Source organism: Mycobacteriales bacterium, from assembly GCA_035533475.1.
Taxonomy (GTDB): Bacteria; Actinomycetota; Actinomycetes; order DATLTS01; family DATLTS01; genus DATLTS01.
Genome location: DATLTS010000022.1, coordinates 22,096 through 40,093, shown reverse-complemented (window position 1 = coordinate 40,093; position 17,998 = coordinate 22,096). Strand labels below are relative to the sequence as shown.

Annotated in this window: 17 protein-coding genes; 4 read left to right on the top strand and 13 right to left on the bottom strand. The window is 64.1% G+C overall.

The window, feature by feature from the left end; genetic code table 11:
- Positions 1 to 9: 9 nt before the first annotated feature.
- From VNG13_04740 to VNG13_04720, 5 genes are read right to left on the bottom strand one after another with little or no spacing between them, the layout of a single operon-like run.
- Positions 10 to 1,086, bottom strand: coding sequence for an acyl-CoA dehydrogenase family protein (locus VNG13_04740; protein ID HVA59827.1), 1,077 nt, complete (start codon positions 1,084 to 1,086; stop codon positions 10 to 12).
- Positions 1,083 to 2,195: an acyl-CoA dehydrogenase family protein gene (locus tag VNG13_04735; GenBank protein HVA59826.1), complete on the bottom strand. Its 1,113-nt coding sequence runs from the start codon at positions 2,193 to 2,195 to the stop codon at positions 1,083 to 1,085. The genes VNG13_04740 and VNG13_04735 overlap by 4 nt, the downstream gene beginning before the upstream one ends.
- The gene (locus VNG13_04730) at positions 2,192 to 3,190 is read right to left on the bottom strand and encodes an MBL fold metallo-hydrolase (GenBank protein HVA59825.1); all 999 of its coding nucleotides are present in this window, start codon (positions 3,188 to 3,190) and stop codon (positions 2,192 to 2,194) included. Before VNG13_04730 ends, VNG13_04735 begins: the two co-directional genes overlap by 4 nt.
- 59 nt (positions 3,191 to 3,249) lie before the next feature.
- Positions 3,250 to 3,441 carry a ferredoxin gene (locus tag VNG13_04725; GenBank protein ID HVA59824.1) on the bottom strand — a complete coding sequence of 64 codons (192 nt, stop codon included), beginning with the start codon at positions 3,439 to 3,441 and terminating at the stop codon, positions 3,250 to 3,252.
- Positions 3,442 to 3,473: 32 nt separating this feature from the next.
- Positions 3,474 to 4,721, bottom strand: a complete 1,248-nt coding sequence (locus VNG13_04720) for a cytochrome P450 (protein ID HVA59823.1) — start codon at positions 4,719 to 4,721, stop codon at positions 3,474 to 3,476.
- A 162-nt stretch (positions 4,722 to 4,883) separates the two neighbouring features.
- Here VNG13_04720 and VNG13_04715 point away from each other — a divergent pair, with 162 nt between their 5' ends.
- Positions 4,884 to 5,753: a cyclase family protein gene (locus VNG13_04715; protein HVA59822.1), complete on the top strand. Its 870-nt coding sequence runs from the start codon at positions 4,884 to 4,886 to the stop codon at positions 5,751 to 5,753.
- 10 nt (positions 5,754 to 5,763) lie between these two features.
- Positions 5,764 to 6,333, top strand: coding sequence for a DUF2889 domain-containing protein (locus VNG13_04710; protein ID HVA59821.1), 570 nt, complete (start codon positions 5,764 to 5,766; stop codon positions 6,331 to 6,333).
- Between the two features lie 156 nt (positions 6,334 to 6,489).
- Here VNG13_04710 and VNG13_04705 read toward each other — a convergent pair whose 3' ends face one another.
- The 3 genes from VNG13_04705 to VNG13_04695 all read right to left on the bottom strand — a co-directional run bounded on the left by VNG13_04705 (position 6,490) and on the right by VNG13_04695 (position 9,741).
- On the bottom strand, positions 6,490 to 7,695 hold the full coding sequence (locus VNG13_04705) for an ABC transporter substrate-binding protein (GenBank protein ID HVA59820.1): 1,206 nt from the start codon (positions 7,693 to 7,695) through the stop codon (positions 6,490 to 6,492).
- 79 nt (positions 7,696 to 7,774) lie between these two features.
- Positions 7,775 to 8,860: a branched-chain amino acid ABC transporter permease gene (locus VNG13_04700; GenBank protein ID HVA59819.1), complete on the bottom strand. Its 1,086-nt coding sequence runs from the start codon at positions 8,858 to 8,860 to the stop codon at positions 7,775 to 7,777.
- The gene (locus VNG13_04695; protein HVA59818.1) at positions 8,857 to 9,741 is read right to left on the bottom strand and encodes a branched-chain amino acid ABC transporter permease; all 885 of its coding nucleotides are present in this window, start codon (positions 9,739 to 9,741) and stop codon (positions 8,857 to 8,859) included. Before VNG13_04695 ends, VNG13_04700 begins: the two co-directional genes overlap by 4 nt.
- A 117-nt stretch (positions 9,742 to 9,858) precedes the next feature.
- Between VNG13_04695 and VNG13_04690 the strand changes: the two genes are divergently transcribed.
- Positions 9,859 to 10,557: a TetR/AcrR family transcriptional regulator gene (locus tag VNG13_04690; protein HVA59817.1), complete on the top strand. Its 699-nt coding sequence runs from the start codon at positions 9,859 to 9,861 to the stop codon at positions 10,555 to 10,557.
- Here VNG13_04690 and VNG13_04685 read toward each other — a convergent pair.
- Genes VNG13_04685 through VNG13_04670 form a run of 4 tightly spaced genes read right to left on the bottom strand, consistent with a single transcriptional unit; the run spans position 10,527 to position 15,410 of the window.
- A complete protein-coding gene (locus VNG13_04685; protein ID HVA59816.1) occupies positions 10,527 to 11,372 on the bottom strand; it encodes an ABC transporter ATP-binding protein in 846 nt (281 codons plus the stop codon). The genes VNG13_04690 and VNG13_04685 overlap by 31 nt on opposite strands.
- Positions 11,369 to 13,336 carry an AMP-binding protein gene (locus VNG13_04680; GenBank protein HVA59815.1) on the bottom strand — a complete coding sequence of 656 codons (1,968 nt, stop codon included), beginning with the start codon at positions 13,334 to 13,336 and terminating at the stop codon, positions 11,369 to 11,371. Before VNG13_04680 ends, VNG13_04685 begins: the two co-directional genes overlap by 4 nt.
- Complete coding sequence (locus tag VNG13_04675) at positions 13,333 to 14,196, bottom strand: ABC transporter ATP-binding protein (protein ID HVA59814.1); 864 nt, start codon at positions 14,194 to 14,196, stop codon at positions 13,333 to 13,335. Before VNG13_04675 ends, VNG13_04680 begins: the two co-directional genes overlap by 4 nt.
- Positions 14,196 to 15,410 carry a phenylacetate--CoA ligase family protein gene (locus tag VNG13_04670; GenBank protein ID HVA59813.1) on the bottom strand — a complete coding sequence of 405 codons (1,215 nt, stop codon included), beginning with the start codon at positions 15,408 to 15,410 and terminating at the stop codon, positions 14,196 to 14,198. Before VNG13_04670 ends, VNG13_04675 begins: the two co-directional genes overlap by 1 nt.
- Before the next feature lie 150 nt (positions 15,411 to 15,560).
- Here VNG13_04670 and VNG13_04665 point away from each other — a divergent pair, with 150 nt between their 5' ends.
- A complete protein-coding gene (locus VNG13_04665) occupies positions 15,561 to 16,292 on the top strand; it encodes an enoyl-CoA hydratase-related protein (protein ID HVA59812.1) in 732 nt (243 codons plus the stop codon).
- Between the two features lie 175 nt (positions 16,293 to 16,467).
- On the opposite strand, the gene VNG13_04660 is transcribed toward VNG13_04665, so the two are convergent.
- Positions 16,468 to 17,952 carry a helix-turn-helix domain-containing protein gene (locus VNG13_04660; GenBank protein HVA59811.1) on the bottom strand — a complete coding sequence of 495 codons (1,485 nt, stop codon included), beginning with the start codon at positions 17,950 to 17,952 and terminating at the stop codon, positions 16,468 to 16,470.
- Between the last annotated feature and the right edge of the window lie 46 nt (positions 17,953 to 17,998).

The following is a 17,998-nucleotide window of genomic DNA, read 5'->3' as shown; positions in this document are numbered from 1 at the left end:
GTCGAGTCATCAGACGTCGCTCCCTCGCGGCGCGACAAGACGTGCTCGGCGGTCAGTCAAGGCGAGGATCCGCTCCCATGGAGTGCCGCTCTCTTGCCGGAAGGCCTCCGCCAGCCGCCGCGCCCAGAACTGCTCCGCGCCATATTCCTCACGCCATGCCCACAGGGCTCGGGTGTAACGCTGCAGATGATGCTCCTCGGTGAGCCCGATCGCGCCGTGGATTTGGTGCGCCACCCGGGCGGCAACACCAGCGGCACTCGAGCATCTCGCCTTGGCAACGGCTACGGCGGTCATCTGGGGTCCGCCGCGCCATGCGGCGATGGCGAGATCGACCGAGGCTGCCGCTGCGGCCGACTCCGCGGCCAGCGTGGACAGCATCTGCTGGACAGCCTGGAAGGCCGCGATCGGTCTACCGAATTGCTCGCGTTCGGCGCCGTATCGAGCCGACATGGTGAGGAGCTCTGGAATGACTGCCGCCATCTGCACGCAGCGTGCCAGCGCGGCGACGGCGAGAAGTTCGTCCACGAAGTTCGCGTATTCAATGTCGAGGACCTTCACGGTGGACGGTTGGACGCTGTCGATCCACACGTCCTCGCGTGGTTCTCCAGCGAGGTTTGTCCCCGCGCACAGGCGCACCTGCGATGCTTCCACGCACGCGATCATGAGCCGCTGGTTCCCAGCGGGGAGCGGGACCATCAGGTGAGTTGCCCAGCTGGCCCAGGCGACGCGGGGCGCCCTGCCGGTCAGCAGCCCGTCTGATGCTCGCGAGAAAACGGAAGAGGGCACGACCGGGATGACGCAGCGAGCAGTGCTGGGCAGCGCCAAACCGGCGACCTCGGCAAACCAACCCATAATCATGGTGGACTCCGCGATGGGCATCCCTATCCCCGATCGCGCCACCGCTGCGGTCACCTCTGCCGCATCAGCGATGGTGCCGCCACCGCCGCCAAATGACTCGGGTACCCCGACCTGAGACCACCCGCCGTCGACCAGACGCCCGTACGCGTCGCGGGCCTCCTCTTCAGAGCGGGAGTCCACCGTGCCGACCGAGCGCCGAACGGCCTCATCGATCGCGCCGGTGTTCACCTGACCACCGATTTTGCGACGATGCCGCGAAGAACTTCGCTGGTGCCTCCGCGTAAGGTGAATGCCGGCGCGTGCAAGACAGCCTCGGCCAGCAGTCGAACGAGTGTGTCGGGGGAGCGCACGTCGGGTTCCACCGCTGCGATCAGTCGGCTCACCTCGATGACGCGGTTCTCGAATTGGGTGCCGAGGTCCTTAACAAGTGCCGCTTCCACCGGGGGCGCCGAGCCGCGCTCGATTTGTCGGGCGATCCCGACAGACATGTGGCGCAACGTCATGAGTTCGGCAAGGAGCGGGCCGATGAACTCATCGGCGTGATGCTCCCGCTGGAAGACTTCCGCGAGTAGGGGGAAAGTCGAGAGGATGCGTTCGGGGCCGCTGCGCTCGTATGCAAGCTCGGAGATCACCTGCTGCCAACCGGCGCCCTCCTTCCCGAGAAGATGCTCGTGAGGCACGAAGACATCGGTCAGCGACACCTCGTTGAAGTGCGGATGCCCGTCGAGAAGTGGAATCGGGCGAACGCTGACGCCCGGTGATGTCAGGTCGATCAGGACCTGGCTGAGACCAGTGTGCCGGTCGAGATTGTCGTGCGGCGCGGTCCTGAGCAATGTCAGCATGTACTGACAGTGCTGAGCATGACTTGTCCAGACCTTCGTGCCATTCACATTCCAGCCACCGGCCACGGGGGCGGCAGTCGTCCGCACAGACGCGAGATCCGACCCGCTGTCAGGTTCGGACAACCCGATCGCCACAAAACATTCCCCACGCGCCATCGCCGGAAGCAGTGACTGCCGCTGATCTTCGGTCCCGTGCTTCAGCAAGGCGGGCCCGACCTGACGGTCAGCGAACCAATGCGCGGCCACCGGTGCTCCCGCCGCAAGTAACTCCTCAGTGACGGCAAACCGTTCGACCTCGCTGCGCTCATGACCTCCGTAGCGTGAGGGCCAGGTCATGCCAAGCCAGCCACGTTCGGCGAGTGACCGGCTGAACTCCGCCGAGAATCCAGACAGCCAGCTGTCGCAGCTTGGCCTGAAGGCGCCCAGCGCAAGCTGCTCGGCCAGAAATATTCGGACCTCGCGCCGGGGGTCCTCGAGGGTAGTTGGGTGGGTCATTCGCCGGAGCCCCGCTTCGCAGCGGCCGCCAGGGCGTAGTGGGCGATCTCGTCAGCGGATCCAAGTAGTCGACCGGTCGACACGAGGAGGTCTAGGTGAGCCGCCGTCTCGATGATGGCCAGCATCTGGTTGAACTCGTCCAGCTCTGCCAGCCGGCGGGAGCGGCGTGTCCAGGTTAGCTGGCGGGCGACGCCAAGGGCGGTGATCGAGCCGGATTCACCTACGATGCGCATCGTGTCCGCAAGACGGGCATCGTGATGCATAACCAGCTCATCGACTCGCGCATGAACGCTTTCCCGAACGGGACCGTGCGCAGGGAGCATGCGCATGTCCGGCAGCTGCCGGACGGCATCGAGCGAGGCTAGGTAGTCCGCTAATGGGTTCCTCGTCGGGCCCGGTTCGAAACCGATCGACGGAGTGATGTGGGGAAGGATGTGGTCTCCGGAGAACATCAAGCCGGCTGCCGCGTCGATGAAGACCATGTGGCCCTGCGTGTGCCCGGGGGTGTGGAGAACCTGTAATACTCGAGATCCCAGGTCGACGTAACCGGCTTTCAACCAGGCGTCCGGGCGCTCCCACTCGTCGGACTCGACCGTTGAACGAGCCTTGGCGGCTATTGCATCAGCCAGAGCCTCTGCCCCGGCTCGGCGCAACTGGTCCACCTGCTCGACCAGGCGAGTTGGGGTCGCGAGCAGCCGCTCGATAGCGGGGCGTTCGCCTTCACCTAACTCGAGCCGGCAGCCGAACTCGCGGCGAAGCACAACTCCGAGCGTGTAATGATCGCGGTGCGCATGGGTTACCAAGATGCGGCGAACCGTCCTGATCGGGTAACCCAGAGTCCCGAGGGAGAGCTCGAGTCTTTTCCGGGATTCGATCAATGCCCAGCCCGCATCGATGAGGACAAGCCCAACGTCTGCCTCTATCGCATAGACGTTGACTGCGCGCAATCCGTCATCGCGCATGGGCAACGGTATGCGGTAGACGGCGGCTGCCACCTGCTCAGGTCCGGAGTCCTCCCACCCCATCGGGGTCGCGGCCCCCGTTGCATACCCGGTCACCGAGCCTCATCGGCGTCGTCGACTTCGCGAATGGCTGTCATCGGACAGGCATCGATGGCTTCCAGGATCTGTTCCGAGTCGCCTGTCCCCCCCACGTCAAAAATCGATTGGCCGTTTTCGTCCAGGTGGAACAGGCCGGGGGCGTGCTGGGTGCACATCGCCACCCCCGCGCAGAGATCGTGATTCACGACCGCGGAGATCCTTCGCGCTGCGCTAGCCATCATCGGTTATGGAATCGCACATGTAATTGCTGAAGGCTTCGAGAGACCATATTGGGGTTGTAGTGCAGTTCTTCTTCCAAGATCTCCACGCCACGCAGCTCGGACGTCAAGGATTGCAGGACCTCCTGCGTCTCCAGGCGAGCCAGTGGAGCACCGAGACAGGTGTGGATCCCTTGGCCGAATGCCACATGCCGATTCGGCCATCTGGCGATGTCCAGCCGGTCTGGATCCTTGAACGCGGCGGGGTCCCGGTTGGCGGCATGCTGCGCCAGCAGGACACGATCGCCGCGCTGCACGCTCTGGCCGGACAGTTCGAACGGTTCGGTAGCCCATCGGGCCATCGCGCGAATCGGGCCGTCATATCTCAGTACCTCTTCGGTGGCGGTCGCCACCAACTCCGGACCACGCTGGAGTCGCGCCCACTCGTCCGGCCAGTCTGCGAAAGCGATCATCGAGTTGGCGATCAGGTTCATGGTCGTCTCGTGGCCGGCAAAGACCATGAGAATCACATTGGCGATGACTTCATCCTCCGAAAGGAAGTCACCGCGTTCTTCCGACTGGACCATGCCGGTGAGGAGGTCGTCCTGAGGGTGCTGGCGTCGAGATCGGACGATCGGGCGCAGGAATTCCACGAGATCGTTCATCGCGGCTTCGCCGCGACGCATGCGCTCGGCGTCGTCGCCACGAACGAATATCACCCCACCGAGATCATCCGACCAGGCCCGCACCTGCTGTCGCGCTTCGGCAGGGATGCCGATGTATTCGGCGATGACGATGACGGGCACTTGGAACGCGAAATCAGCGAGGAAATCCGTTACGTTTTGGCTCCGCAAGCTCTCGAGCAGCTCTCGCACCAGATTCTGCACGCGTGGTCTCAGCTGCTCCACGCTCCGCGGCGTGAACGCCTTGTTGACAAGGGCTCGAACTCTGGTGTGGTAGGGCTGGTCCTTCCAGACGAAGAATTTCGAGAGGAAGCTGATCAGCTGGTCGGTCCCGGAGTGAGCAGCCCGCTGTAACTCCTCGCCGAATGGCCCGGCGAAGCGGTCAGAGGAGAGCCTGTGGTGATCCCGGAAGCCGCTGAGGACCTCGTCGTAACCCGTTACCACCCAGCCGTTCCACCGCTGGTTCCAATAGACAGGGTGGATGTCGCGGAGCTTGGCGTAGTAAGCGGCCGGACGATCGACCGCCTCTCTGCTCAGGAGGTCATCTAAATCTGCCCGTCCGTCCGCGACAGGCGCTTTCGTCATTACATCACCGTCCGGTAAGGGTATCGCCGACTCTAGAGGCGCATCCAGCCGTCTGTCAACGCCATCGTTGACGTCAACGGTATTGTTGACTAGGCCCGGCGCATGTGACATAAGGGACTGACGTCTTCGCCCGAATGATCCGAACGCGGTGAGGAGCCAAGGGTGGACAACTGGGGACAGTGGGGTAGTACGGACGAGCGCGGGGCTGCGAACCTCATCGATGAGCGAGCCGTCGAGCGGGGCCTTCGAGCGGTAACGCAGATGCAGGCCATCGGCCTGGGCGCGCCCATCGTCTCCAATCGTGGTCCGGGTGTCGTGGGTCGGCCGGCGCCACAGCATTTCATGCTCCGGGACGGTGGAGACTATGCGGCGGGACTGGAGGAGCGTGCTGGCTTCGGCTTCGCGGACGACTACTTGTCACTGCCGACGCATGCTGTCAGCCATATCGACGCACTCGCACACGTCTGGCAGAACGGGACGATGTACAACGGGTTTTCGGCCGACACCGTGACCAGCCGTGGCGCAGCGAGATGCGGAATCGACAAGGCAGGCCCCATCGTGACCCGGGGGGTGATCGCGGACTTGGTACCGGCAGGCAAGGACTGGCTGCCGTCCGATCATGTCATCGACGCAGCCAGTCTCGAGCGCGAGCTCGGCAGGGGGGAAGTGACGCTCGAGCCGGGGGACGCGCTGCTGGTACGGACCGGATGGATGCAGGCGTGGATGGCCGGGGAAGCGGACGCGACAGCGTGGCCCGGCCTCGGTGCGGACTGTTCCGAACTTCTCGTCGAGCGACAGGTGGCCCTGATCGGGGCCGACAACCTCGGCGTGGAGGCCTTTCCGTCCACTGATGAAGGGTGCCAGATCCCTCTTCATGTTGCCTTGATTCGCGGTTACGGGGTGTACTTCTGTGAGCTCCTCGACTTGGCCGCCCTGGCCGCTACCGGGCAATCCTCCTTCCTTCTCGTAGTCTCTCCGCTGGCAATTCGAGGCGGCGTCGGCAGTCCTGTCGCCCCAGTGGCGATTATCTAAAGTGACCGCCGTGGATGATCAGGGGGAGCCGGCCAAGCCTAGGGTCCGGCGCATCAAGACGATGGAGATCACACCACTCGGCCACGACGAGTTCGGCTTCACCGCCCGCCTTATCGACGAGTCCTTCGGGGGTGCGTACGGAGACGACAATGCCTCCTCCGTCGTCATCCATGACTTTGGTCTCGAGGGGGCGCTCATGGGGTCCACGCTCGAAGTCGTCCGGCTACAGGCACATGCGGTTACTCATCCCTATGACTCCTGCCCCTTCGTGCTGGACGTCGCCCAAGAGCTCGTTGGCACGCGCCTCGGGTCCGGCTGGCGCAAACGCGTGCTGGCCTTCGCTGGTGGCGTCCGTGGTTGCACGCACGTGAACACTCTTGTCCTCGGGCTGAGCGAGGTACAGCCGCTCATCTTCTTCCTCAAAATGAACGAATCGGTGCCGTTCACCGCGCAGAATCGCGCCGACGGCAGCTGGCTAGGCGCTGGTCTGAAATTCGCCCCGCAGCTTGCCGACGCGTGCTTCTCCCTGCGCAAGGGCGGCCCTGTTCTGGGCCGGCTCTCACCCGAGGCCAGCGACTGAGTCTCCTGGGCAGATGTCCTCGGCAGTCCGGGGCCTGGGTCGCTGAGTCCGCGGACAGCCCAAATCGAAGTCTGCCGACGCTGCCCGGTGCAGGAGCAACCTCATCGAAAGAGGGCCGCGCCACCCATCGCAGGTGGCGCGGCCCTCTCAGCCAGGTCAGCCGCCGAGCGGCAGCGTCGCAACTTGGGTCAGCGTGCCATTCTCGTCCTTGAGCACGTACACGGATGTAGGCCCGCCCAGGCTGTTGTGGTAGGTCAGCTGTGACAGTAGGCCGTAGCCGTCAAACGTTCCGTTCGTCAGCTGGTTGTAAACATCCTGTCCGGTGATCTGATTGCTGCCCTTGGCTTTGGCGGCGCGATCGATCGCCTGAAGCATGATGCTTACCGATGGGAAGTGCAGCAGGGTGTCTTCCGCCCACCTGGTGTTCTGGCCAGCGGAGTACTGGGAATAGATCTGATACGCCTGGGTGGTGTGGTCCTGGTACCGCTCGGTCGTTACCTCGTAGGTACCGTTGAGGAGGTCCGGGCTGACTTTTAGAGCCTGCATCAAGCCGAAGCCCTCATGCTGCGAGTTCACGATGTCCTGTGCCGGAATGCCTTGCGCGTGCAGTCCCGCTAGGTAGAGAGGTTGCGAGCCGTCCGTCCCCGCGACGATCACCACGTCCGGCTTGGAAGCGACGATCCGGTTGACGTTTACCGTCACGGAGGTCGCGGTTGGCGACGGGTACTCCTCATCGACGATCGTCGCGTTCGTTCCTTGCAAGTCCTTCTTCAGCGTCGCAATCCAGCCCTGAGCCGGGATCCCGTCGAACGAGGCGAACGCCACTCTGAGCTGACGGCTCTGAGTCCAAGTCGACAACCGCCACTTCACCACGGCGGCGTAGTAGTCGCCGAAGTCTCCGAGCGGCGAGAAGACCCATGACCCAGACTTGATAGCCGCGTCGGTTGGCCCTCCGTAGGCTGCAGGGATCTTCGCGCCGGGCAACTTGCCGGCGAGGGCGAAGACGTTCGGGTCTCCAAACAGAAGCATGGCTAGGACGTTGTTGCTGTCGCTGATGGCCTGGTTGTAAGCCGTCAATGTCTTGTTCACATCAAAGCCGGTGTCATATGGCTTGATCACCAGCTTGATGTGATCGGCGGCACCGGCGTTCGCATTGAACCAGTTGACGAGCGTCTGCTGCATGCCAAGGACCGGCTTGCCGCGGCTCGCGAATGGGCCCGAGAAATCAAGCAGGCTCGGGATCGTGTAGGTGGCGGTGCTCGCAGAGCCCCCACCACTCGGCGCGGAACTCTTCGATCCCGAGGGGGGTGTGCTGGACCCTCCGCAGGCGCTGACGCCGACGACGGCCGCGGCGGCGAGCACTCCTACGAAGGTTCGTCTGTTGGATCGGATATTCATGCTTCCACCTTGTTCGTGTCGCGGCAACCCGGGTTGGCCTGCCTCATGTCGTCCTTGCTCTGGTAAGCGCATAGGGGAATGGCCATAGTCGGAAGAAGCTTTCGGATCTTCGGTATAGAAAAGCGAGCCCACGGGGTTCGTAGATGAGCATCAGACAGATCGCAAGGCCGGTGACGATGTTCACTACCGGCCCGGTCTGCCCGTTCAAGTGGTATCCGAAAACGCCGGCGACAGATCCACCCCAGAGGTTCACCGCCTCCTGAATGAAGCTAAGCATCAGGGTTCCGAGGATCGCTCCAAGGACGGTCCCCATCCCGCCGATGATGATCATCCCGAGGAAGAACACGGAGTCGAAGACGCTAAAGGCCTGGGCGTTTACGAAGCCATCCTGGTAGGCAAGCAGTGCACCAGCGACCCCCGCGTACAGGGCCGAGATGCCGAAGGCGAGCACTCGGTACCGCGTTACCGCGACCCCGGTCATAGAGGCAGCGAGATCGTCGTCGCGCACCGCCACGAAGAGGTGCCCGGCCACGCTTTCCTGGATGAACAGGGCGGCTGTGACGAGGATGATCGCGAGTGCAATCGTGAGATAGTAAAGGCGCCACGGACTCGATAAATTGAGGCCGAAAAGCGATGGCGTGGGCATCGTCAAACCGGCATCGCCGCCAAACTCTTGCTGCGGGAGGCGCACGATCACGAACGCGAAGACGTATTGCGCGGCGAGGGTCGTGAGCGCAAGGTAAAAGCCCTTGATCCGGGCCGCCGGGAGTCCGAATGCGAGGCCGACCATCATCGAGCCAACAGCCCCTATGACGACGCATACGGGTAGGCTCTGGTGTAGTGAGTTTGCAGCTACTCCAGCGAAGTAAGCGCCAACGCCCATGAATGCCGACTGGCCGACGCTAACGAGTCCGGTGAGCCCCACCAGGAGCTGCAAGCCGACTACGGCGATGAGGGTAGTGGCCGTCACCGTTCCGAAGCGCAGCCATTCGCCGTTGGTCATGGACGGGTAAGCGATCAGGACCAGCGCCAGCACGCCGAGCATCACCCGCTGCGGCGGGGTACGGAGAAGCCGTCGGTCGGCCACGTAGCTCTGCGAAAAGTCACCGCAGGATCGCGCGACGCTCATACCCGCTCCACCCTCTTCCACCCGAAGAATCCCTCGGGCCGAACCAGGAGGATCAGCAACATGAGCAGGTAGGGGAAGACCTCGCTTGCACCTCCGTGGAAGTGCGGGTCCAGCCATTCGGCTGCCGAGGTCTGCCCAAGGCCAACCACCAGCCCCGCAAGGATTACCCCGCCGATGGATTCCAGGCCACCCAGGAGCACTACCGGCAACGCCAGAAATGCGACAGAGCCGATGTCAGAGGTAACTTGTTGCCCGGCAAGGTAGACGACGGCGGCCACCGTGCTGAGCAGACCGCACATAGCCCAGGAGAGGGCCAGGCTCCGCTCGATATTGATGCCGAGCGACTGAGCCACTTCGTGGTCCTCGGCCACCGCGGTCATGGCGATCCCGGTTTGCGTACGGGAGAAGAATGCGACAAAGCCCAGGACGATGATGACGACGACCGCCACGCCCACCACTGATGCTACTGGCAGTTGGACCGCATAGGGCAGCCTGATGGCGCCGGCCCCGAAGAGCTGGGGAAAGGTCCCGGTTGGCGTGTTAAGCACCAGGGTGTCGGCCCCGTTGAGGAGGAGCAAGACGCCCAGCGTCGCCATAAATAGACTGAGTGCCGATTGACCGAGCAGCGGTCGCAGAGCGAGTCGCTGGATGAGCAACCCGACCGCGATCATGAGGAGCCCCGTGATGCCGACCGCGGGCCACGCCGGCACGCCCCGGTTGAGGAGCCACATGATGAAGAACGCCGCCAGGGCGAACATCTCGCCGAGAGCGATGTTGAATACGCGCCCGGACCTGTAGATGACGTTGAAGCCCAGCGCGACGGCTGCGTAGGCAACCCCGATGGGCATGCCGACAACGAGGATCTGCAGCAGAGTTGCCACTCAACCTCCACCCAGAAGCCCTTGCAACTTTTTAACCTACGTATGCGCGCTTGTCAACGGTAGTGTTGAAAGCGGCTGCGTGCGGCTACGTGCTAGACCTGCATCCGGAGGGACGAGATGAGTCGGATCAACGAACGTCGCCAGCAGGCGCAGGCGGAGCCCAGTCGCGAATATGTCGAAAAGCGCGCGGCACTGGTGGATGCGGCTGCGGGCGTCTTCCGGGATCGCGGCTACGACGGCGCGAGCATCAACGAAATAGCGGCAGCCGCGGGGACTGACAGAGCGACGGTTTACTACTACTTTGCTGACAAGCGCGACGTCTTTCACGAGGTCATCGTCGACGCGGTCGAGCGCAACGTGCTAACCGCAGAGGCCATCGCGGCGAGTGATCTCACCGCCGCCGAGATGCTCACGGACCTTGTAAGCGCTTTGTTGCGATCTTACGAGCGCCATTACCCGTACCTGTTCGTCTACGTCCAGGAGGACATGACCAAGCTCGCGCATGACGATCGACGTTCTTCACGGAAGCTACGCGATCTGCACCGGCGCTACAACACGGCTGTCGAGCGGATAATCCGTGCCGGCCTGGTCTCCGGCGAGTTCAAACCGGGGTTGGACCCGGAGCTGATCTCGTTCGGCGTGCTAGGCGCCGTGAACTGGACCCATCGCTGGTTCAAGCCCGATAAGGGTCCTACCGGCGAGGAGATAGCGCGGGTCTTCATGGAGATGATCCTCCATGGCATTTCCGCTGCGCCAGCGCCGAGACATGGACGCGAGCCTGCTGTTCAGCCCAGCCAGCGTCGACGCCGCTTGTAATTCTTCGTTTCCCGCAAGTCCCGGCGAGCGCCATCCCGGTTCAGGCCGAGGTAAAACTCCTGCAGGTCAGGATTCCGCCGGAGCTCCTCGCTGGTTCCGCTCAGTACTATCCGCCCGGTATCGAGCACATGTCCGCGATCCGAGATCGCGAGGGTGTGGTGTGCGTTTTGCTCGACGACGAGGATGGTGAGCCCCCGGGTGTTGAGGACACGGATGGTTTCGAAGACGAAGTCGGTCATAACGGGCGAGAGCCCCAGCGACGGCTCATCTAGGAGCAGCAGCTTGGGGCGGGTTATCAAGGCTCTACCGAGAACAAGCATCTGCTGTTCCCCGCCCGACAGATACCCCGCGCTTCGCGTTCGCAGTACCGCAAGCTTGGGGAACAAGGAGTAGGTGTCCGAGATCGCGTCTGCGGTCTCGGAGCGGCGGAGTTTGACCGCGGCCGCGGCAGCGCGCAGGTTTTGTTCGACGGTTAGATGCTCGAGCACCCGCCGGCCTTCAAGGACCTGTACCACACCTCGGTTGACGGTCTCCGTCGGAGTGCAACCGACAATCGAGGAGCCATTGAAGGTAATGGTGCCTTCCGACACGCGCCCCTTCTGCGGAGCAAGGAGGTTGGAGATAGCTCGGAGGAGCGTCGTCTTGCCTGCCCCGTTGGGGCCGAGCAGCCCGAGGACTTCCCCGCTGCGGATCTGCAACGAGATCCCCTTGAGCGCGAGGATCGTGCCCTGGTACCGGACCTCGACGTTATTCAGCTCCAGCAACGGCCGCGCGGGACCGTCTAGCGCACTTGTGGCGGCCTCCGTGGCCGTCATAGTCGCACTCCGGCCTTGCGCTGCTTGACGTATGTTCCGGCCGGTCCCGGCCCATCTCCGCTGCGCGGGCACTCCAAGACGTCGTTGAGACACACACGCGCGCGCACGGACGTTGTCGCGCCGTTGGTCAGCCGCACTTCCGAGACGCTGTCTACCTCGGCGTCCCCTCTAGCGAGCGCGCTTAGCAGTTCGGCGTACTTTCGGGTCACCACGCTGCGGCGCAGTTTGCGACTCCGCGTCATCTCACCGTCATCAGCGTCGAGTTTCTTGTAGAGGTTGGCGAACCGCTGAACTCTCGCACCTTCCGCGGCCAGGCGGTTAACGCCTGCGATCTCCTCGCGCACGAGCTCGATCACCCCAGGGTGCTGGCTCATGGTGGCAAAGTCACCGAGGGCTACGTGCCGCTGCTCACCCCAGTTGCCAACCACGCCCTCGTCGACCTCGACCAGGGCAACGAGCGAGGCGCCGTCCGGGGCTACCACCGCGACATCCCGGATGTATGGGCTCAATCGGAGCCTCGTCTCGAAAAAGCCGGGCGCGAGGATTTCCCCATCGGCGGTTGTGATCATGTCCTCGAGTCGGTCGAGGTAGACCAGGTACTCGTCATCGGTGAGGTACCCGCCGTCGCCGCTTCGGATCCAGCCATCGGGCGTCAGTTTGCCCGATGCCGCAACGCCCTCCTCGAGATAGTAGCCAACGAATGGAACGCCGCCGCGCACCTGAATCTCGCCCTCATGGATGCGTATCTCGATCGGGTCGCCGTATTTACTGGCTAGACGCTGACCTACCGTCTCGAAACGCTGTCCGTCCGCGGTGGAAGTAATGATGCCGACCTCGGTGAATCCGTACACGTTGCGAACGGACACCCCAAGTGCCTGCAGCAGTTCGAACAGCTCAGGTCCGAGCGCACCACCAGAGTTGATCGCGGTTCGCAGTCTCGAGAAGCCCAGTCGATCACGGACCGGGCGTCCGATCAGCTGCCAGGCGAGCAGGCGCTTCAGCGGTAGCAGCCGGGACGCGCCGCCCCCTGCGTCTCCGTGCAGGATCTGGATCGACCAACGGTAAATCGCGCGGACCAGGCGGCCGGCGTCGCGGATCTGGAGGTCTATCGACGATGCGATTCCCTCCCACTGGCGCGGGCCAAAGAAGACGTAGTGGGCTCCGATCTCCCGAATGTCTCGCTCGACCGTCTCTGGTTCCTCGACGAAATTGACGACCAGCGGAAGCATGGCGCCGAGCGTGACGCCGAGGTATTGCTCGGTGGCCCAGGCAGGAGATATGTAGCTCACATAGTCAGCCTGCGCTTTTGCATCGAGGACGTCCCGCCATCTCGACGCGCAGTCGATCAGGTAGCGATGGGTTCCCATCACGCCCTTGGGTTCTGAGCTCGTTCCCGAGGTGAGGATGACGACCGCCAGGTCGTCTAGTCCGACACGGTCGACGCGGGCGTCGATCAGATGCGGATCGGCGCTCAAGCGGGCCTGACCATCGGCGATAAGTTCAGTGAAGCTGACCAACCGCTTGTCGTCGTATGTGCGCATGCCGCGCTCATCCCAGTACGCGAGCATTCCTACGTCGGTAGACTCAGCTGCGTCTAGAACCTTGTCGCACTGTTCTTGGTCTTCGCATATGACTGCAGTGATCGCGTATCTTTGGAGCAACTCGGCGAGTTCGGTTGCAGAGATGTCCGGGAAGAGGCACATCACGGGCCGACCCAAGCAGAGCGCCGCGTATTCCGCCCAGAACAGCTCGGGTTCGTTGTCCCCGATGATCGCTAGGCATGAGTCGTTCGCGGGCAGGCGCAGCTCCAGCCCCGCCGCCAGGGCGGACGCCTGCCCCCAGACGGTTCCCCAGGTATAGGTGTGCCAGATCCCGAATCGCTTGTAACGCATCGCTATTTGCTCGCCGCGGATTTCGGCGTTCCGCCGAATCAGCCGGGGGAGGGTGAGCTCATCGTCGGTCAATTGGTGTCCGTTCCACCGCTGACCACCGGGCCGGTGCCGATGTATGCCGCGACGACATCGGGGCGCTGAAGGACTTCGTCGGGGCGTCCCTCGGCGAGCAGCTTTCCCCAGTCCAGCACGACGACTCGATCGCAAAGATCACTGACCACGGCCATGTCGTGCTCCACGAGAACTACCGGCAGGCCCGCATCACGATTGAGCTCGATGATGAAGCGGGCCATGTCTGCCTTCTCGTCTTGGTTCATCCCGGCCATCGGCTCGTCGAGCAGCAGAAGGTGTGGGTTGCGGGCGATGGCGCGGCCCAGGTCCACGCGTTTGCGCAGTCCGTATCCCAGCAGCCCTGAGGCCTGGTCTCGATAGGCTGACAGGTCGAGAAAATCGAGAATCTCCTCTACTCCCCGCCGGAGTTTAGCTTCCCGGCGTAGTCCCCAGGGCCTGATGACCGCGGCCGCCACCAGCCAGCCCTGTGCGGACGCGGCCGCAACCATGAGGTTGTCGAGCACCGATAGACCCAGAAAGAGCCGGGCATTTTGAAACGTCCGGCCGACTCCTCTGCGCGCGACTTGGTGAGGTGAGAGGCGGCTCACATCGTGCCCCTGGACAAGAATCCGTCCCGATGTCGGTCGGTAGTAGGCGCTGATGCAGTTGAGCAGAGAACTCTTCCCGGCCCCGTTGGGGCCGACGATCCCCAAAACCTCTCCGGCGCGCGCGTCGAGGGTTAGATCGTCGATGGCCACGACACCACCGAATGAAAGACCTAGCTTCTCGACGCTCAGAACCGGCTCGGAGCCGGTTCCCGGCTCGGAGCCGGTTCCCGGCTCGAAGAAGCGGGGCGTCGGTGATGCGTAGAGGGTGCCCATCAGCGGGAGCCCACGGCCTCGTCGCGCAGGTCGAGAACCAGCGGCGAGTTCTCGGCTATCACGGCGTCCCACTCGAGCGGAATCTTCATGCGAGCAGCCCGTTCGATGGCTTCCTCGATGGCGAGGGCATTCGCAGGCTTGGGTGACGCCAGGGCTAAGCGCGGATCGTCCTGCCCGCCAGGTCGTCGCTGAATAATCACCTGAAAGGCGCAGTCGAGACTCGCGCTCGCGAGCGCCCGGGTGATGGTGGAGGGGACGAGGAACATTCCTTTGATCTTGGTGATTTCCGTGGAGCGCCCGACGATGCGTGCGATGCGGGGCTGATCGTCACCGCACCGGCACGCATCCCGAAAGACCGAGTCGACGAGGTCGCCGGTGCGGAGCCGGACGATTGGCATGGCGCGACGCGAAAGATCACTGACCACAAGTTCCATCGGGTGGCCAGGTTCAGGCAGGGCGGCCACCGCCGTCGCCGGATCGATGAATTCGATCACTAGGTCCGAGCGCAGGTGCATACCCTGACCGGCTGCACATTCTGACGCGACCACCCCCACGTCGGCTGTTCCGTAGAACTCGCGGGCGACTAGTCCGTAGGCGTCTTCGAAGTGGCGCTCGAGGTTCGGGTTGCTGAGCTCCCCCATCAGCACGGCCTTGCGGAGCGGTAACTCGATGCCGGCCGCGTCGGCTTGCCGGAGCAGGTGTTCCAGAAAGGTCGGAAAGGCCACTATGCCCGTTACGCCGAGGGCGCGGATGGTGTCTAGATGCAGCTCCGTCCGGCCTACTCCGCCGGGCACGACGCCGCAGCCGACCATTCGAAGGCCTTCGGTGATCACCGTTGCCGCGATCACCCAGTTGTACATCGTGGTCTGATCGACGAGATCCGCGTCGGTCAGCCCGGCATTCGTGAACGCATGCGCGTAAGACTTGGCCATCGCGGTTAGGTCCGCCGCGGTGAATGGCATGTACAGCGGACCCGCCGCAACGAACACGTAGGCCAGCTCGGCCGGGTCCACGGCCAGGCGTCCGCCAAAAGGGTCGGCACCGGAGGACGCCTCTACAAGACGCTCTTTCGTTAGGAGCGGCAAACTCTCCCAGTCGTCAAGATCGACGCCTTCCCATTCACTCGCATAAGCCGGCGTCTCGAGCGCACGGGCGATCAGGGCCTGGAGCTGGGCCCTATCTACCGTCTGCTCGGCAAGGCGAACGGGGTCCATGGCGGAACGCTCCTGAGGCTGGCCCCCGATTGGGCCAAGACTGCTTTTCTTCCTGTCCGCGTAGGCTAGGCGCTTCCACCGAGCCTGTCAACGATCACGTTGACAGGCGAACGCTGGCGGATGCCGCCCAGCCTCAGGGAAGTGAGCTGCATGGGAGCGACGCTCACAGTGACCAATTCGGTCGCCATCATCACCATCGGCCCACCCACCACCCGGAACGCCTTGACGGGCGATGCCGCACGGGAACTCCTCGCCTGCCTCGACGAGGTCGACGCTCACCAGGATGTCGGCGCCCTGGTGGTCCGTGGCGCGGACGGGCAATTCTGCTCCGGCGCGGACCGAGGTCTGCTTGCGGCGGCGCGTGAGCGGCCCAACGATCCTGAGGTAATCGGAGCGTTGGCCGCGATATACGAGTCCTTTCAGCGTCTTGCAACCCTGCGCGTGCCTACGATCGCTGCTATTCGCGGGGCAGCTGTTGGGGCCGGTTTGAACCTTGCTCTCGCAGCGGACGTCCGCGTCGTCGCGCGCGACGCCAGGATCATTTCCGGTTTCCTGCGAATTGGCCTGCACCCCGGAGGCGGCCATTTCCGGCTGTTGGAACGCGCGGGCGGCGCCCAAGCGACGGTCGCGATGACTCTCCTCGGCGAAGAAATCGACGGTAGGAGAATGGTCGAACTCGGGCTCGCCTGGGAGACCCTGGAGGATGAGGCCGTCGAATCTCGCGCTCTTGAGCTGGCCGCCCGGGCCTCGGCACCGGAACTGATCCGGGACGCCGTGGCGACCTTTCGCGCCCAGTCTGAGATCGGCAGAATGCCTATGTGGGCGGCCATTCGCGCCGAACAGGCGGGGCAGTGGCTATCGTTTGTCCGCGCCCCTGGGTGACAGTAGGAAAGTAGGGCTGCAACGTTTGCCGTGGAATGCGAGGGCGGTAGGCGACACGCGCTCCAGCCGGCGCGTCATGACAATGGCGACCGCCTGGTCGCCGGGCCAATGTCGGACATTCCCATCCGCGCGCAACAGATGTCGATTATCAGTTTGGCGCGGTGAGGTTAGCCCTTTAGGTCAGGATTTCGTCGGGTGTCACCTGGTGCCGCGCGGCCGCGGCAGGGGCTCGGCCGACTGAGGTGGACAGTGAGCCGCGGTGGGTCCCGCGCCGGCCGCGCGCGTCGAAGCTTCGCCGTTCCAGGGCCCACCAAATGCCGAACAGATCTTCGATGTTGCTCAAATCGCAGTGGGTTGCCGCTTCGAAGCGCCGTAGCCGGTGTCGAAGCGTGTTGGGATGGATGAACAGCTCGCGCGCGGCGGTCTCCACGCGCATCCCGGCCCGCAAGAACACGCGCAAGGAGTCCTCGATCTCCGCTGCCAGGCCGCGCAACGTCGGAAGCGACTGCAGGTACCGACCGACCAGTTGCTCGCCGACTTCGTGGTCTGTGGCGACGGCGATCTGAAGTGACAGGGCATCGAACGGGAATGCGCCTACTAGACCGAAGCCCCAGGCCGCGGTCAGTGCCCGACCGGCGAGCTGGTAGGACTTGCCGGCTTCGCTCAATGGCACGGCGGGCCCAAGGCCGATGGTGAGTTGCGGCGCCGGAAGCTCCGGCACCCGGGCGACCACGCCGGCGAGACCACCCTCGATCAGGCCAACCAGCGCAGGCTGCCCGGGCAGGGAGCCTCCGGCCGCGACAAGCTTCTCGGCGGTGTACAAATCCAGATCGGCCGAAAACTCGGCTTGAAAGGCGCGATATGGGCGGTCGGTCACCAGCCGGTAGGCCCCCGCCTGCGCGCGCAGCTCGGTTGAGCTGACGGAACCAAACAGCAGCGCCCGCAGGAAATCGGTTCGCTTCTGCTGGTCGTGCCGCACGAGCTGCATGCCGGCGCGCTGGTGCGCCTCGGCAGCCTCAGTGGTCACCGCGTCGGTCCAATGCCAGAGCAGTTCGGCCGCCTCGAGCAGGATCGTGGTCGGCGCACCGAGGCCGCCGGCCGTCTCGCGGACCTGCCGCCAGATCTCCTCCGCGCCGACTTGGTAAGCGCTGATCATCGCCGACAGGGGGACGCCCTGGTGGGCGCGGGTCTCCGCGACTTCCCGGACTCTTTCCAGCTCCGCGGGCAGCGGCCCCCGGCGCTCGCCGAGCGCGGACATGCCGGCGCTGATGCTGGCCGAGACGCCCGGGGTCAACTCGGCGACGGTGAGACCCGCGTATTCGGGTAGTCGAGCCTGCAGAACATCGGCGATCTGCGTCGCATGATCCCAGACGCGCTCGCCCAGGGAACCGGTGGCCTGCCGAATCGCCGCCCAGCTTTCGACCGGCTCCGTTGTTGGGTCAGACAACGAAACCTCCGCAGCCATGGATCTCCCCCCAAAGGAGGTCCGGCCGGCTTGGCGAATCCTACTGCACACGCGCGCCGATAAGGAGAGTGACGCTGATGCGGTTTCCGGCTTCAGCGGTGCACGGGTCCCGGCCGCACGAGTTTGTCGGCCCGCTCGTGAGGAGGCGCCGGCGGGTTGCCCTGCGCCTGCACCCGGCCCGATGTGGCCGAGCACGAACTGCAACCAAGCCGAGTCCAAGCCGCGGAAGGAAGGTCGACGA

Excerpts from the sequence above, each read along its gene's own strand:
- VNG13_04735 (HVA59826.1), bottom strand. The coding sequence starts at position 2,195 with ATGACCCACCCAACTACCCTCGAGGACCCCCGGCGCGAGGTCCGAATA.
- VNG13_04720 (HVA59823.1), bottom strand. The coding sequence starts at position 4,721 with ATGACGAAAGCGCCTGTCGCGGACGGACGGGCAGATTTAGATGACCTC.
- VNG13_04700 (HVA59819.1), bottom strand. The coding sequence starts at position 8,860 with ATGAGCGTCGCGCGATCCTGCGGTGACTTTTCGCAGAGCTACGTGGCC.
- VNG13_04690 (HVA59817.1), top strand. The coding sequence starts at position 9,859 with ATGAGTCGGATCAACGAACGTCGCCAGCAGGCGCAGGCGGAGCCCAGT.
- VNG13_04685 (HVA59816.1), bottom strand. The coding sequence starts at position 11,372 with ATGACGGCCACGGAGGCCGCCACAAGTGCGCTAGACGGTCCCGCGCGG.
- VNG13_04675 (HVA59814.1), bottom strand. The coding sequence starts at position 14,196 with ATGGGCACCCTCTACGCATCACCGACGCCCCGCTTCTTCGAGCCGGGA.
- VNG13_04670 (HVA59813.1), bottom strand. The coding sequence starts at position 15,410 with ATGGACCCCGTTCGCCTTGCCGAGCAGACGGTAGATAGGGCCCAGCTC.
- VNG13_04665 (HVA59812.1), top strand. The coding sequence starts at position 15,561 with ATGGGAGCGACGCTCACAGTGACCAATTCGGTCGCCATCATCACCATC.